Annotated in this window: 11 protein-coding genes; 7 read left to right on the forward strand and 4 right to left on the reverse strand. The window is 48.4% G+C overall.

Annotated elements, in window-relative coordinates:
* Window positions 1–15 precede the first annotated feature (15 nt).
* From MKZ04_RS19285 to mmsB, 6 genes are all read left to right on the forward strand, one after another.
* Window positions 16–1,005 carry a substrate-binding domain-containing protein gene (locus MKZ04_RS19285; RefSeq protein ID WP_341046745.1) on the forward strand — a complete coding sequence of 330 codons (990 nt, stop codon included), beginning with the start codon at window positions 16–18 and terminating at the stop codon, window positions 1,003–1,005.
* A complete protein-coding gene (locus MKZ04_RS19290; protein WP_306739113.1) occupies window positions 998–2,761 on the forward strand; it encodes a cache domain-containing sensor histidine kinase in 1,764 nt (587 codons plus the stop codon). The genes MKZ04_RS19285 and MKZ04_RS19290 overlap by 8 nt, the downstream gene beginning before the upstream one ends.
* Window positions 2,754–3,956, forward strand: a complete 1,203-nt coding sequence (locus tag MKZ04_RS19295) for a response regulator transcription factor (RefSeq protein WP_143261184.1) — start codon at window positions 2,754–2,756, stop codon at window positions 3,954–3,956. The genes MKZ04_RS19290 and MKZ04_RS19295 overlap by 8 nt, the downstream gene beginning before the upstream one ends.
* Window positions 3,957–4,082: 126 nt before the next feature.
* Window positions 4,083–5,162, forward strand: a complete 1,080-nt coding sequence (gene chvE, locus MKZ04_RS19300; protein WP_025809534.1) for a multiple monosaccharide ABC transporter substrate-binding protein — start codon at window positions 4,083–4,085, stop codon at window positions 5,160–5,162.
* A 4-nt stretch (window positions 5,163–5,166) separates the two neighbouring features.
* On the forward strand, window positions 5,167–6,735 hold the full coding sequence (gene mmsA, locus MKZ04_RS19305; RefSeq protein ID WP_326250754.1) for a multiple monosaccharide ABC transporter ATP-binding protein: 1,569 nt from the start codon (window positions 5,167–5,169) through the stop codon (window positions 6,733–6,735).
* Window positions 6,710–7,921, forward strand: a complete 1,212-nt coding sequence (gene mmsB / locus MKZ04_RS19310) for a multiple monosaccharide ABC transporter permease (protein ID WP_020450150.1) — start codon at window positions 6,710–6,712, stop codon at window positions 7,919–7,921. Before mmsA ends, mmsB begins: the two co-directional genes overlap by 26 nt.
* A gap of 47 nt (window positions 7,922–7,968) precedes the next feature.
* Here the strand turns inward: mmsB and MKZ04_RS19315 are convergent, their stop codons facing one another.
* Both MKZ04_RS19315 and MKZ04_RS19320 read right to left on the reverse strand, forming a co-directional pair.
* On the reverse strand, window positions 7,969–9,237 hold the full coding sequence (locus MKZ04_RS19315) for an MFS transporter (RefSeq protein WP_341046748.1): 1,269 nt from the start codon (window positions 9,235–9,237) through the stop codon (window positions 7,969–7,971).
* 15 nt (window positions 9,238–9,252) lie between these two features.
* The gene (locus tag MKZ04_RS19320) at window positions 9,253–10,170 is read right to left on the reverse strand and encodes a bifunctional helix-turn-helix transcriptional regulator/GNAT family N-acetyltransferase (RefSeq protein ID WP_075213073.1); all 918 of its coding nucleotides are present in this window, start codon (window positions 10,168–10,170) and stop codon (window positions 9,253–9,255) included.
* A gap of 272 nt (window positions 10,171–10,442) precedes the next feature.
* Between MKZ04_RS19320 and MKZ04_RS19325 the strand changes: the two genes are divergently transcribed.
* Window positions 10,443–12,515 (forward strand): beta-galactosidase, encoded by a 2,073-nt coding sequence (locus MKZ04_RS19325; protein ID WP_341046749.1) that lies wholly within the window; start codon window positions 10,443–10,445, stop codon window positions 12,513–12,515.
* Between the two features lie 6 nt (window positions 12,516–12,521).
* On the opposite strand, the gene MKZ04_RS19330 is transcribed toward MKZ04_RS19325, so the two are convergent.
* The gene (locus tag MKZ04_RS19330) at window positions 12,522–12,680 is read right to left on the reverse strand and encodes a hypothetical protein (RefSeq protein ID WP_165389270.1); all 159 of its coding nucleotides are present in this window, start codon (window positions 12,678–12,680) and stop codon (window positions 12,522–12,524) included.
* A gap of 76 nt (window positions 12,681–12,756) precedes the next feature.
* Window positions 12,757–13,902, reverse strand: a complete 1,146-nt coding sequence (locus tag MKZ04_RS19335; RefSeq protein ID WP_341046753.1) for a phytase — start codon at window positions 13,900–13,902, stop codon at window positions 12,757–12,759.
* Window positions 13,903–14,050: the final 148 nt, after the last annotated feature.

The raw sequence follows: 14,050 nt of genomic DNA on the forward strand, positions 1-14,050 counted from the left end.
AACAGGGGGATGAAGATGAAGATGCTGTTAGTTGTTTATGCCGTGATGCTTTGTTTGTTTTTTCTGTATGTCTACGACTACTCCCGGGGCGATAAAACCGGATCTACAGAAGCAAGCAAAAGGCCGGCGGCCGGAAGTCTGTCCGAAAAATATGTGATGGTCACGTTTCAATCGGGAATCGAATATTGGAAGAGCGGCCTGAAAGGCTTTGAGGATGCCGCGCAGCTTTTCAACGTCACTGTCGAGTATCGGGGGGCGGCCCATTATGATGTCCATGAGCAGACGACCGTCCTCGAGCAGGTCATTGCAAAAAAGCCGGCGGGGATCGCACTTTCGGCAATAGATCCCAAAGCTTTAAACCCTGTCATTGACAAGGCGCATGAGCAGGGTATTCCGCTCGTTTTATTCGATTCAGACGCCCCGCTCAGCAAAGCCTCTACATATGTCGGCACAAATAATATGGAAGCGGGTGCTGAGGCCGCAAGGCGAATGGCCGAGTTTTTAGATGGAAAGGGAGAAACCGCAATCATTACCCAGCCGCGGCAGTACAATCACCAGGAAAGGACGAAGGGCTTTGAACAAACGATCAAGCAAAAATACCCGAACATGAAGGTCGCCGCGGTTTTGGACGGAAAAGGGGATGAGCTGACGTCGAAAAAAGAAGCAGCGAAGATTCTGGAAAAAAATCCGTCCATCAAAGGAATTTTCACGACAGAAGCCAATGGAGCGAACGGTGTGGCCCGGGCTGTGAAGGCGGCGGGACTTGAAAGGGAAGTATGTATTATCGGCTTTGATAAAGACAAGAAAACGCTGGACGGCATCAAAAGCGGATCGATTTCCGCGACAATGGGTCAGGATACATGGCAAATGGGCTATTGGTCGCTGCACATGCTGTTTTTCTCAAATCACCATTTGAAGCATGAACGCCCGCTTCCGGCAGCGATCGATACTGGCATTACGATCATAACGAAAGAAAATGTGGCAGCCTATTATGCGAATGATTAAACGTTTGATCAACAATGCGCCGATCCGTCATAAGCTGATCAGCCTTCTCTTACTAATCAGCATGCTGCCGACGATCGGCCTCGGTATTTTATCGGGATGGGCCGTTGAAAATATTATTGAAAAACAGGTGATCGACCAAACACTGCAGCTGATCGGCGAAGTGAACAAGACGGCTGAAGTATATGTCAGCCACATGCAAAACCTGACATATTTAATATCAATGAATGAAGAAATGGAAGCATTTTTTAATCATGAAAAGGAGGATGGAGAGGCGGATTATAAGCGAAGGACGTTTTTGCAGGGCCTAACTTCTTTATATTCCGAAGCCGCGGGCATTCTCGTCGTCAATGATAAGGGTGAGATGATCAGCAATGAGATGTATGAACGGACGCCGACAGATTTGACAAAAGAACCGTGGTATCTGGCGGCTGTAGCTAATGAAGGGATTTTCAAGATGATCGGAAAGCCTGTCAACCGGAATATCAGAAGCCATGTGCACTACAGAGAAGACGAGGTCGTTTCTGCCGTCAGAGCTGTTATCGATCCTGAGACACAGCGTGTGAAAGGTGTTTTGCTCATCGATTTGAAGCTGCGCGTCCTCGCAGAAGCGACAAAAAATATCCGCTTGGGGAAAACGGGTTATTTGATGATCATGGATGAAAATGGCGGCAATATTTATGCACCGGAGACCTCAAAGCTGTTTCTGCCGAAAAAGTGGTTCAGTCAAGATCGGTCCGGATATTTTTCGAAGCGGATCAAGGGAGAGGAATATCAATTCATTTATGAGACGTCTTCCTTTACGAACTGGACAACGGTCGGCGTTTTTAAAGCGGGTGAACCCGTATTCGAAGTGAAGGAAATCCACTTGTATGTGCTTTTGTTTTTACTGACGGCGGCGTTTCTCGGAATGTCTGCTTCCTATTATTTGTCCCATTCCATGTCGCGGCCGATTTTGAAGCTGAATGCTGTCATGAAAACGGCGGAAAGCGGGAATTTTTCAACATTTTATCAGGAGGAAAGGGAAGATGAAATCGGGCTTTTGGGAAAAAGCTTCAATCGCCTGATGATGAGAATCAGGGAGCTGATGTCGGTCACCGAAAGACAAGAGCGCCAAAAAAGAGAAGCCGAATTAAGGGCGCTGCAGGCGCAGATCAACCCTCATTTTCTCTACAACACGCTGGATACAATCAATTGGATGGCGAGGAAGAAAGGAGCGGTAGAGGTCAGCGGTCTCGTGCAGGCTTTATCCAAGCTGTTCCGCATCTCCTTGAGCAAAGGGAAAGATATCATTCCGCTGTCTGATGAATTTGCACATGTTGAAAACTATTTGAAAATCCAAAAAGCGCGATACCGCGATAAATTAAACTACTCAATCGAAATGGCCGGACTTTGTGACGACCGCCTGATATTAAAGCTCGTGCTTCAGCCGATTGTCGAAAATGCGATTTATCACGGAATTAAAGAAAAAAAGGGGCCGGGTCATATTACGATCAAAGGCATGGAGGAAGACGGCTCGCTGATTATCAAAATCGAGGATGACGGAGCCGGAATGGATGAAGAGACGCTAAAGCAAATAACCGATCAATTCAAACACAGGGATGATACAGCGGGCTACGGCATGATCAACGTCCATGAACGGATCGCCCTTACATTTGGCGAGCCGTACGGTTTAACGGTTCAAAGCCGAAAAGGAGCCGGAACCGCCGTCACAATACGGCTCCCAATCTTAACAAAAGGGGGAACAAGCCTTGAGTGAATGTTGGCGCGTACTGATTGCCGATGATGAACCGTGGATTCGGGAAGGAATACGGGATGCCGTCTCTTGGGAGCGCTATCAAATGTCGGTGTCGGCTGAAGCGGAGAATGGCGAGGAGGCATTTGAGTTCGCTCTCAAACACGGCATCGACTTATTGATTGTCGACTTGAATATGCCGATCGTCAACGGAATCACGCTGATGAAAAAGCTCCGCGGCGCCCTGCCGCAGTGCCGCTTTGTCATCGTGACGGGCTACGATCAGTTTGCATACGCGCAAGAAGCAATCCGGCTGAATGTCGATGATTATTTGTTAAAGCCGGTCGATCCCGCTCATCTGGAACAAGTGCTCGAAAAGATCAGCTTGTCGCTGGCAGCTGAAAAAAAGAAGCTCAGCGAGCAAAAGCTTGCCGAGCAGCATATTCAACAAAACCTCGGCCTTCTGAAAGAGCATGTTTTCAGAAGCTGGATCGAAGGCCGGGCAGTGGAAGAAGGCGTTTACCGGCAGCTCGAATGCCTCCGTCTGCCGGCCCGCTATCCTGAGACGCTCGGTGTCATCGCGGCCGGGCATGTATGGAACAAGCCGTCTGAAGCCGACAGTCTGAAAGAAAAAGTAGAACGCTTCTTTGCCGCTGAACGGGATAAGGCTGTTTTTTTCGACGGAGACCGCCTGATCGTCGCCTGCCTGTGGCGCTCTGTTACAGAAGCTGAACAGCAGGCGCTTGCAGAGATGATCGAAGCTGAAATGCAGGCAAGCGCCGCTGTCTGCTTCGCCAAGCTTGCTGAAAACGGCCGCTCAGCTGCGCAATGCTATCAGCATTGCAGACAGCAAGTCTCGAAAGCATTTAATATCTCGCCGGTTGTCACGAGGGCCAAAGAATATATGCAAAAGCATTTCACTGAAAGGGAGTTTTCTTTAAAACAGACGGCAGATGCGCTTCAAGTTTCGTCCGTCTATTTGAGCAGGATCATGAAGAAGGAGCTCGGCATGACATTTGTTCAGCTTTTGACCGAGATGCGCATAGATCAAGCGGTTCACCTGTTAGAGACAACCCCTCTTTCGATTCACGATATTGCCGAACAAACGGGGTATGATACACAGCACTATTTCAGCACGGTATTTAAAAAAACGATGGGAGTATCCCCCAATCAGTACCGACGCATGTCGGGAATTGAACGAACAGGGAGAAAATTGTAATGTAAGCGCTTTAAAAAAGTCTGATTTTTATAAAAATAGTTAATTAATTCAAAAGACGGACCTTCGAAAGACATGGTACAGTTGGCATGATTCATGATGGGAGAAATCAAAAGGGGGATACCAAGCATGAAAAAATGCTGGCTGTTGATCACTGCAATGCTTTTCTGTCTTATTGTTTCCGCCTGTTCGGGGAATCAGGCGAGCGGAGGTGGAGACAAAGGCTACGTCGGAATCTCAATGCCGACAAAGTCATCGGAACGCTGGGTGTATGACGGGAAATATATGGTGAAAGAGTTTGAAAAACTCGGGTATAAAACGGATCTGCAGTATGCGGAAGATGTCGTTGAAAACCAAGTCTCACAAATCGAAAATATGATTACAAAAGGCGTCAATGTCCTCGTCATTGCTTCGATTGACGGGGAAGCGCTGACCGACGTCCTTGAAAAAGCAAATAAGCAGGATATTAAAGTCATTTCCTATGACCGGCTGCTTATGAACAGCAAACATGTCGACTATTATGCGACATTTGACAATCATAAAGTCGGAGAACTCCAAGGGAAATATATTGAAGAAAAGCTTGGCTTAAAAGACAAAAAAGGGCCGTTCAACATCGAATTGTTCGCAGGATCGCCCGACGACAACAACGCGCATTTCTTTTTTGACGGCGCCATGTCTGTTTTGAAGCCTTATATCGATTCGGGCAAATTAAAGGTATTGAGCGGCCAGACTTCATTTGAGCAAGGTGCGACGCTCAGGTGGGACGGCGCAACCGCACAATCCCGGATGGACAATTTGCTGAGCGCGCATTATACAAAGGCGAAGCTTGATGCGGTGCTTTCACCGTATGACGGGATCAGCATCGGAATCATTTCATCCTTAAAAGGTGCGGGCTACGGATCGGACAAGAAGCCGCTGCCGGTTATTACGGGACAGGATGCGGAGCTTGCTTCCGTGAACTCGATCATTAAAGGAGAGCAGACCTCAACCATTTTCAAAGATACGAGAGAGCTGGCGAAAAAAGCCGTTGAGATGGCGACATCCGTCTTAAAAGGCGAAAAAGCGGAAGTCAATGACACAAAGACGTATGACAACGGAGAGAAGGTCGTTCCGTCCTACCTGCTTGAGCCGGTCGTCGTCGATAAAGAGAACTATAAAAAAGTGCTCGTTGACGGCGGTTACTATAAAGAATCGGAATTAGGGAAGTGATCCGATGTCTGATTGCATTTTGGAGATGAGAGGCATCACGAAGGAGTTTCCCGGCGTCAAAGCGCTCGACAATGTCCACCTCCGCGTTAAAGCGGGCGAAATCCATGCCCTCTGCGGTGAAAACGGGGCGGGCAAGTCGACTTTGATGAAGGTGCTGAGCGGTGTATATCCGTACGGTACGTATACGGGCGACATTTTGTATAAAGGGGAAGTATGCCAATTCAAAAATATTAAGCAAAGCGAGGAAGCGGGGATCGTCATCATCCACCAGGAGCTGGCGCTCGTCCCCCAGCTTTCCATTGCGGAAAACCTTTTTTTGGGCAATGAACAGGCGAGCCGCGGCGTCATCAATTGGCGAAAAACAAAGCTGGAAACGCTCGAGTTAATGAAAAAAGTCGGGCTTCATGAATCTCCGGATACACTTGTTTCCCAAATCGGCGTCGGAAAGCAGCAGCTTGTTGAAATCGCCAAAGCGCTGGCAAAAAAGGTGCAGCTCTTGATTTTGGATGAACCGACTGCGGCTTTAAATGAAGCGGACAGCGAGAATCTGCTGCGGCTCTTACTCGAACTGAAAAAACAGGGGATCTCTTCAATTATGATTTCCCATAAATTAAATGAGGTTACGAACGTCGCAGATTCGATTACCGTGCTCCGAGACGGACAGACGATCGAAACGCTTGATGTGCAAAGCGGGCAATTGACCGAAAACCGGATCATCAGAGGCATGGTCGGCAGGGAGCTGCAAAACCGCTATCCTGCCAGAAGCGCCAAGATCGGGGACGTCATCTTTGAAGTGAAGGATTGGACAGTTCATCATCCTCTTCAACAGGACCGCAAAGTGGTAAACACGGCGGCCCTTTCCGTCAAAAGAGGCGAGATCGCAGGAATTGCCGGCTTGATGGGCTCCGGAAGGACGGAGCTGGCGATGAGCATCTTTGGAAGATCATACGGAAAAAACATCTCCGGCACAATCGAAAAAGACGGGCGGGAGCTTTACATCCGCCACCCTGAAGAAGCCATTAAAAACGGCATCGTCTATGTGACGGAGGACCGGAAAGGAAACGGTCTGATTCTGGATGACAGCATTAAAGAAAACATTACGCTGTCCAAACTGGAGAAGGTGTCGAGACGATTGGTGATGGACGAGCGCCGCGAAAAACATGAAGCGGAGGATTTTCGCAGGAAATTGAACATCAAGACGCCCGACATCGGCCAGCGGACCGGAAATTTAAGCGGAGGCAACCAGCAGAAGGTCATGCTGAGCAAGTGGATTTTTGCGGAGCCTGACATTTTAATTTTGGATGAACCGACGCGCGGCATCGATGTCGGCGCCAAATACGAAATCTATGGCGTCATCAATCAGCTTGCCGAAGCAGGTAAAGCGGTTATTATGATTTCTTCGGAGCTTCCCGAGCTGCTGGGAATGTGCGACAGAATCTATACGATGTGTGAAGGGGAAATCACCGCTGAATTTTCCAAAGAAGAAGCTGATCAGGAGAAGCTGATGAAATATATGACCATCCGCATGAAGAGAGGGGGAGAGGCGTATGCAGACACCGGTGCAAACGGATAAAGACCGCGCTCAGCCCGGTTACTTTCAGCTGTTTCGCGACATGTATAAGCAGAACATCCGGAAATACAGCATGGTCATTGCGCTCGTGTTTATTATGCTGCTGTTTCAAATACTGACAGACGGAATTTTGCTGAGGCCGCTGAACATTACGAACCTGATTTTGCAAAACAGCTACATTCTCATTTTAGCCATCGGGATGATGCTCGTCATCATTACGGGACACATTGATTTATCAGTCGGTTCAGTCGCCGCTTTTGTCGGCGCCGTCTCCGCGATGATGATCATCGAAAACGATATGCCGCTGTTTGCGGCGGTCGTTCTGTCGTTGCTTCTGGGAGCGGCAATCGGCGCCTGGCAGGGATTTTGGATCGCTTATGTCAAGATTCCGGCCTTCATCGTGACGCTGGCGGGAATGCTATTGTTCAGAGGACTCACGATGATCGTGCTTGAGGGGAAATCGATCGCTCCATTTCCCGTGTCCTTTCAAAAAATGGCGTCCGGCTTTATCCCGGACTGGCTGAACGGAGGCGCGCTCCATATGACGACGATTGTCGCCGGAGCGGGAGTGTCGATTCTTTATCTCGTGTATCAGCTTCAGCAGAGAAACATGCAGAAGAAATTCCAATTTGACTTGCAGGGAAAAGGTCTGTTTGCAGTTAAGGTGTTTTTTATCATCGCCATTATCAACCTTTTTACCTACATTCTCGCGACGTACGAAGGCATACCTCTCATTTTGATCACATTGTTCATCTTAATCGCCGGGTATACATTCGTTATGAAAAAAACCGTCATCGGGCGGAGAATCTACGCAATCGGCGGGAATGAAAAAGCAGCCGAGCTTTCAGGAATCAAAACAAAACGGCTTACCTTTATGGTTTTTGTCAATATGGGCGTCTTAGCTGCTCTTTCCGGATTGATTTTTGCCGCCCGTTTAAACGCGGCCACTCCGAAAGCAGGAAACCTGTTTGAACTTGACGCCATTGCGGCCTGCTTCATCGGCGGTGCTTCAGCTTACGGCGGAATCGGCACGATCGGCGGGGCCATCATCGGCGGCCTTGTCATGGGGGTCATGAACAACGGCATGTCGCTGCTCGGTCTGGGCATCGACTGGCAGCAAGCAATTAAAGGCCTCGTCCTTCTGATTGCCGTTGCATTTGATATTTACAATAAGAATAAAACTTCTTAATTGATAAAGAAAAACCTGTTTTTGAACATCAAAAACAGGTTTTTTCATTATTGCTGGACTGAACGTCCTTCCTGATTCAGTGTGGGGTTTATTTTTTTAGGTTCCGGCAGCAGGATGTTCAAAATGCTTGCTGCCGCCAAAATAACGATTGAAAGGTAGAAAGACAGGTTATAGTTGCCTGTTTGGCTGTACCAGACGCCCGGCAAATAAGCGCCGAGCGCCGAACCGAGCTGGTGGCTGAGGAACAGCCAGCCGAGAATGAACCCGACGGAGTACTGCCTGAAATACTGGGTTGCGAGCATTTGCGTCGGGGCGACGGTCGCAAAGTCGACCAAACCGAACAAAACCGCGAAGCAAAGCAGGAGGACCGAGTTGTGGCTCGACAACAAAATGACAAGCGACAGCGCCCTTACGGCATATAAAAAGCACAAAATTTTTCGGCTGCTCCAGCGGTCAGCGACGACGCCGGAAATCAAAATTCCGATGATGTTAAACCCGGCCAGCAGGCTGACAGCGGCGCTTGTTACTTCGGTCGAAAACCCGTGGTCATGCGAAAAAGGGATAAGATGGGTATCCATTAACCCCGTCGTTGTAAATCCGCAAATGAAAAACGGCAAGACGAGGAACCAAAACGTTCTTTTGAGAAAAACGGCTTTGTATGGAATCATTTTAGGCTGGGCGTCCGGCTCTTCTTTTATCTCGCCGCCCTGAGTGCCGCCGATCGGCTGTACATTCTTTTCCGAAGGATGATTCCGCAATAACAAGATGACGATCGGAAATACGATAACAGCTAAAAACAATCCGAGAACGATGACGGTCACTTGCCAGTTAAACCAGTGGATCAACATGAGCGATCCAGGGACAAGCAGCATCTGCCCCGCGCCGAATCCCGCTTCCATAATGCCGAATGCAAGCCCCCGCTTCTCATTGAACCAGTTGGTCACGATCACGGTCGATGCGACATTCGACGCACCGCCGACGCCGAGAGAAACGATGATGCCGTACAAAATAAACAGCTGCCACGGAGAAGTCACGAGATATGTAAAAAAGATGCTCAAGCCGACCAGAAGCGTGCTGAGAGATAAAATGATCCGCGGTCCGAACCGATCGACAAGCCTCCCGATTACCGGCTGGGATACGCCGTAGACAATGAAGCTCAGCATGGAAATAAGCGAAATCGTGCCCCTGTCCATTGAAAATTCCTCTTCCCAAGGCTGAATAAAGGCCCCGAAAGAAAGGCGCACTCCTTGGACGGCCAAAAGCGTCAAAAACGTCACAAAAACGATAATCCAGGCGTAGTGTATTTTCCGTTTCATAGATCCTCCATTTCGTCAGCCTAACTCGGCATCCCAGCGTTCTTCCCGGAGCCGCTGTCCCCATAATAAAGTCTCGTCTTTCACTTCCGTCAGTCTGAATCCGAATTTTTCATACAAAGGCCGCGCTTCAGCCATCGTACTTACCGTCCATAGAAAAATCCGCTCAAATTGATTGTCTTTACAATAATCGATGAGATGCTTCAAAAGGCGCGTGCCGACTCCCTGATGCCGAAAAGCGGCATCGACCAGAAACCATCTGAGCTGTACGGTTTTGCCGGGATGTTTGACGAGCCCGACGCATCCCGCAAACCTTCCGGCGCTCTCTGCGATCCAGATGTTTTCGATATCGGCATCAAATGTTTCGTGAAGGTAATCCAAAAATGAATCGTCCCAGCTGTGTGTCTCCGCATAAAACGCACGTTGTTTTTCGATCATTAGTTTGATATCGTCCGATATATAGTAATCTCTTATGGAAACGTCCGATTTTTCGGGCGGCAGGTGTTCTGACAATATGGATTCAATTGTATTCATCGCCTCCGTCAGCTTTTCCTGATGGGGGCCGTCGATATGCTTCAGCATGTATTCGATTTGCTGATTGGCTTTTGCCTCCAGCTTCTTATAAATGGATTCGCCGAAGCTTGTTAAATAGATATAGTGGTTGCGGCTGTCCTCCTCGCTTCTCTTTTTATAGACCATATTTTCCTTTTCGAACCGCTTCAGGATCCGGCTGACATAGCCCCGGTCCAGGCCGAGCGTATCTTGAATCAGCTTGGCTGTACAATCGGCCGTATTGTGAATTTCGAATAATATCCGGGTTTCCGTCAATGAAAAAGGGCTGTCATAAATATGTTCATTCAGAAAACCGAGCACATTCGTGTAGAATCGATTGAACTTTCTGAATTTTAATGTGATAGAATGATTGATTTCTGTCATCTCAAATCCTCTCTTTCTATAAATCGTTGCTTTAATCAATTATAATAAAATAGTTGATTTAGTCAAGTGTATGGAAATAAAGTTAAAAATGTTAATGATAGATTATATTTTACAAATAAAGAAAGATAAATTCAATCGTACAGGAAAATTCATCCACCAGGCAGGAAAGAGGGAAGAAAACAGAGTATATAATCTAACAACCTGTTTTTGTAAGCGTTTAATGTCTGTCTCCGCGTCATATGAAAACGAGGAAGAGAGGATGAAACTTTACGATGGTCAAACCGTATCCCCCGATCAGCCGGAAAGTTCCCCGACTATTGCATGGAGCCGATTACAACCCTGATCAATGGCTTAAATATCCGGACGTTTTAAAAGAAGATATCCGCCTGATGAAGCTGTCCCGCTGCAATGTGATGTCTGTCGGCATTTTCTCCTGGGTTTCGCTCGAGCCTGAAGAAGGAAGGTTTACATTTAATTGGCTCGATCAGGTTCTTGATACTTTCAAGGAAAACGGAATTTATGCGTTCTTGGCTACACCGAGCGGTGCCAGACCGGCTTGGATGTCCAAAAAGTATCCCGAGGTGCTGAGAACGGAGCGCAACCGGATCAGAAACCTTCACGGAAAGCGGCACAATCATTGCTATACGTCGCCTGTCTACCGCAGGAAAACGGCGATTATAAACGGAAGGCTTGCGGAGCGCTATGCGCATCACCCGGCTGTCATCGGTTGGCATATCTCCAATGAATACGGCGGAGAGTGTCATTGTGAACTTTGCCAAGATAAGTTCAGAGAGTGGCTGCTCGCGAAATATAAAACGCTGGACCGCCTTAACCATGCATGGTGGACATCGTTTTGGAGCCACACCTATACAGATTGGGACGAGATCGAGTCGCCGGCTCCGCACGGCGAGGATGCTGTTCACGGTTTGAATTTGGACTGGAAGCGTTTTGTCACGGATCAGACGGTTGATTTTTGCCGGCATGAAATTGCCCATGTCCGTTCTTTTAACCCCGACCTGCCCGTGACGACGAATTTTATGGGAACATACGCGGGATTGAATTATTGGAAGTTCGCCGACTTGCTTGATGTCATCTCGTGGGATTCTTATCCGGCATGGCACAACAGCCGGCAGGAAGACAGCCGGCTTGGAGCCGATATTGCTTTTGTTCATGATATCAATCGGTCTCTTAAAGGAGGTCGGCCGTTCATGCTGATGGAAAGTACGCCGAGCATGACGAACTGGCAGGACGTCAGCAAGCTGAAGCGCCCCGGTATGCACGAATTGTCATCATTACAGGCAGTCGCTCACGGATCGGACACTGTTCAGTATTTTCAATGGCGGAAAAGCCGCGGCTCAAGCGAAAAGTTTCACGGGGCAGTCGTTGATCATGCGGGATCAGAGCATACGCGCGTTTTCCAGGAAGTGAAAAAACTTGGGGAAAAGCTCGAAAAACTTGAGGATGTCGCAGGAACGACAGTCGAACCCGAGGCCGCGATTATATTTGACTGGGAGAATCGCTGGGCCTTGGAAGACGCCCAAGGTCCGCGCAATATCGGCATGCATTATGAACGGACAGCCAAATCGTTTTATGAACCGTTTTGGCGTGAAGGTGTACCGGTTGATGTGATTCATATGGAGGCCGATTTCTCCCGCTATAAGCTTTTGGTCGCCCCGATACTCTACATGCTGAAAGAAGGCACCGCCGAAAGGATTGAACAGTTCGTTCAAAACGGGGGTACATTTGTCGCCACTTATTGGTCGGGCATTGTCAATGAGAATGATCTTGTGTTCTTGGGAGGGTTTCCTGGAGGCTTAAGAAAAACGCTCGGCATTTGGTCTGAGGAGATCGATGCGCTTCATGACGGACAGAAAAATACGATTGTGATGGATGCAGATAACCGGCTCGGGTTAAGCGGGAGCTATGAAACCAGCGAGCTTTGCGACCTGATTCATTTAGAAGGAGCCGAAGCGCTCGCTCTGTACGGGGAAGATTTTTACGCGGGCCGGCCCGCGCTGACGGTCAATTTGTTCGGAGACGGGAAGGCCTACTATATCGCTTCAAGGAATGAGGCGGCGTTCCAAGAGGCGTTTATATCGAGGCTCATTGAAGAGTGCGGGATTGCCAAAGTGCTCGATACAGAGCTTCCGAAAGGCGTCACCGCCCAGCTCCGCACAGACGGCCGCCACGATTATATTTTCGTGATGAATTTTACAGCGGAAAACCGCACGGTCTCGCTTCCGGAAGAAACATATACGGACGTCTTAAAAGGAACCCGGAAAAAAGGCGCTCTCAAACTGGTTCCATACGGAACGAGCATTTTGCGGAGAAGCCGCAAAGCCTAGGAAGCCTCATTCTTCAGGCCGACGCTTCGTGCAAAATGCAGCAGCGAGCAGGAAGATGACAGCTGAAGTATACGCCAACACACCTTGATCGAAAACGCAGAGAAGCACCACATTTGATAAAACCGCCAACATGATAAACACTACAGCATAAAGATTTAGACGCAATACCATCCCTCCATTAATTGTTATCTTAACATGAAGGGATGTGAAAAATCCGCGGGAAATACCCGCGGATCCGTCCTTATTTGGCTCGGTTTTTCAGTTTTCGGGGATTGACCTGATCATCGATATCAGGTTTGTCGTCCAGCGCGTCGGCGATTTTTTCCCAGGAGACAATTTTGAAGTTCTGATTGGCCGGTTGTCCATTTTCCGTATTTTCGCCGTCTTGGGCGACAAAGATGCCGTATGGATATGTTTTGCCGAGGCCGAAGCCGATGACGTCGATTCCATCGGTATCGCTTGTCCCGTCGGTTTCTTTGCCGTCCTCAATTGAAAAAGCGGTGACGTAGTCGTTTTTTCCGCGCCGGTCATAGATGGCATAGCGGTTATCGCCCTGACTGGACGCGATCAAATACCCTTCTCCGTCTTCTCCGTAGTAAATCGTCAGCCCTTCAATATCAGCGGTTAGATGCGGTCCGTCGGCACGATCGACGATTTTTCCTTTATCTCCGCCGTCCGGCTCGGCGCTGAAAGACCAAATCGCAACGTCTTCTTCGGCGATGTACATTTTGCCGTATTCATCATCTGCCGCAAGCCCTTCTGTTTGAGAGCTCATTTTGAATGAGCGGACCTTTTTGCCTTCGACTTGTCCTTTTCCGTTGTCAAACAGTTCATATTGCTCGAATTCTCCATTCTTTCCGGTCACCAAGGCGTAGAACTTGCCGGTTTTCTGGCTGTGATACAGGCTGAAGCCATATACCTCCTGGATATCGGTTTGAATAGGTTTTTGAGGATTGACGATATTCTTCAGCTTGCTTTTTTCGCCGTCAAAGGCGTAAATTTCAACCGTGTTTTTGCCGTCTGACCGGTTTGAGGCCCCGGCAATATCAATTTTTTTGCCATCGAGCGGAAAATTGTAGCGCAGGTCGACATTGTTTAATTTGCCAAACGGATAGGCCGCAAGCTGTTTTCCCTTCAAATCATAGACGATTAAGCCCGACTTTTTGTTTGTGGTGATGAGCCTGCTTTTTTCAGGCTGCTTCGGATGAACCCAAATCGCCGGGTCATCTGCCGCGTCGTCAGGGGTATCCACCGGCTCTGTCTCTGCATCGGCAGTCACCGTGAATTCTTTGTGAGCCGCAGCTTCGTTATGGGGGAGACTGCTCCATGAGGGAGACCATAAGGATGCTGCGAGTGTTGATAAAGCGAGCGTTTTATAAAAGTTCATATATTAACCTCCTTTTGATAACATTTACCCTAGCAAACCAATGAAAATTATCATTTGAGGGTATGTAAACTTTTGTTAAAAGTGATGGCTAAAAAAGACCGCCGATACTCTAGAGTACGAAACCCAAAGAAAACCCCCGGAATTTTTT

It is taken from the genome of Bacillus sp. FSL W7-1354, assembly GCF_038002405.1.
GTDB classification, from domain to species: domain Bacteria; phylum Bacillota; class Bacilli; order Bacillales; family Bacillaceae; genus Bacillus; species Bacillus paralicheniformis.

What these genes read in the sequence shown, in the direction of transcription:
- MKZ04_RS19325 (WP_341046749.1), top strand. Translation starts at nt 10,443, where the DNA reads ATGGTCAAACCGTATCCCCCGATCAGCCGGAAAGTTCCCCGACTATTG.
- MKZ04_RS19320 (WP_075213073.1), bottom strand. Translation starts at nt 10,170, where the DNA reads ATGACAGAAATCAATCATTCTATCACATTAAAATTCAGAAAGTTCAAT.
- mmsB (WP_020450150.1), top strand. Translation starts at nt 6,710, where the DNA reads ATGCAGACACCGGTGCAAACGGATAAAGACCGCGCTCAGCCCGGTTAC.
- MKZ04_RS19290 (WP_306739113.1), top strand. Translation starts at nt 998, where the DNA reads ATGATTAAACGTTTGATCAACAATGCGCCGATCCGTCATAAGCTGATC.
- MKZ04_RS19335 (WP_341046753.1), bottom strand. Translation starts at nt 13,902, where the DNA reads ATGAACTTTTATAAAACGCTCGCTTTATCAACACTCGCAGCATCCTTA.
- mmsA (WP_326250754.1), top strand. Translation starts at nt 5,167, where the DNA reads ATGTCTGATTGCATTTTGGAGATGAGAGGCATCACGAAGGAGTTTCCC.
- chvE (WP_025809534.1), top strand. Translation starts at nt 4,083, where the DNA reads ATGAAAAAATGCTGGCTGTTGATCACTGCAATGCTTTTCTGTCTTATT.
- MKZ04_RS19285 (WP_341046745.1), top strand. Translation starts at nt 16, where the DNA reads ATGAAGATGCTGTTAGTTGTTTATGCCGTGATGCTTTGTTTGTTTTTT.
- MKZ04_RS19315 (WP_341046748.1), bottom strand. Translation starts at nt 9,237, where the DNA reads ATGAAACGGAAAATACACTACGCCTGGATTATCGTTTTTGTGACGTTT.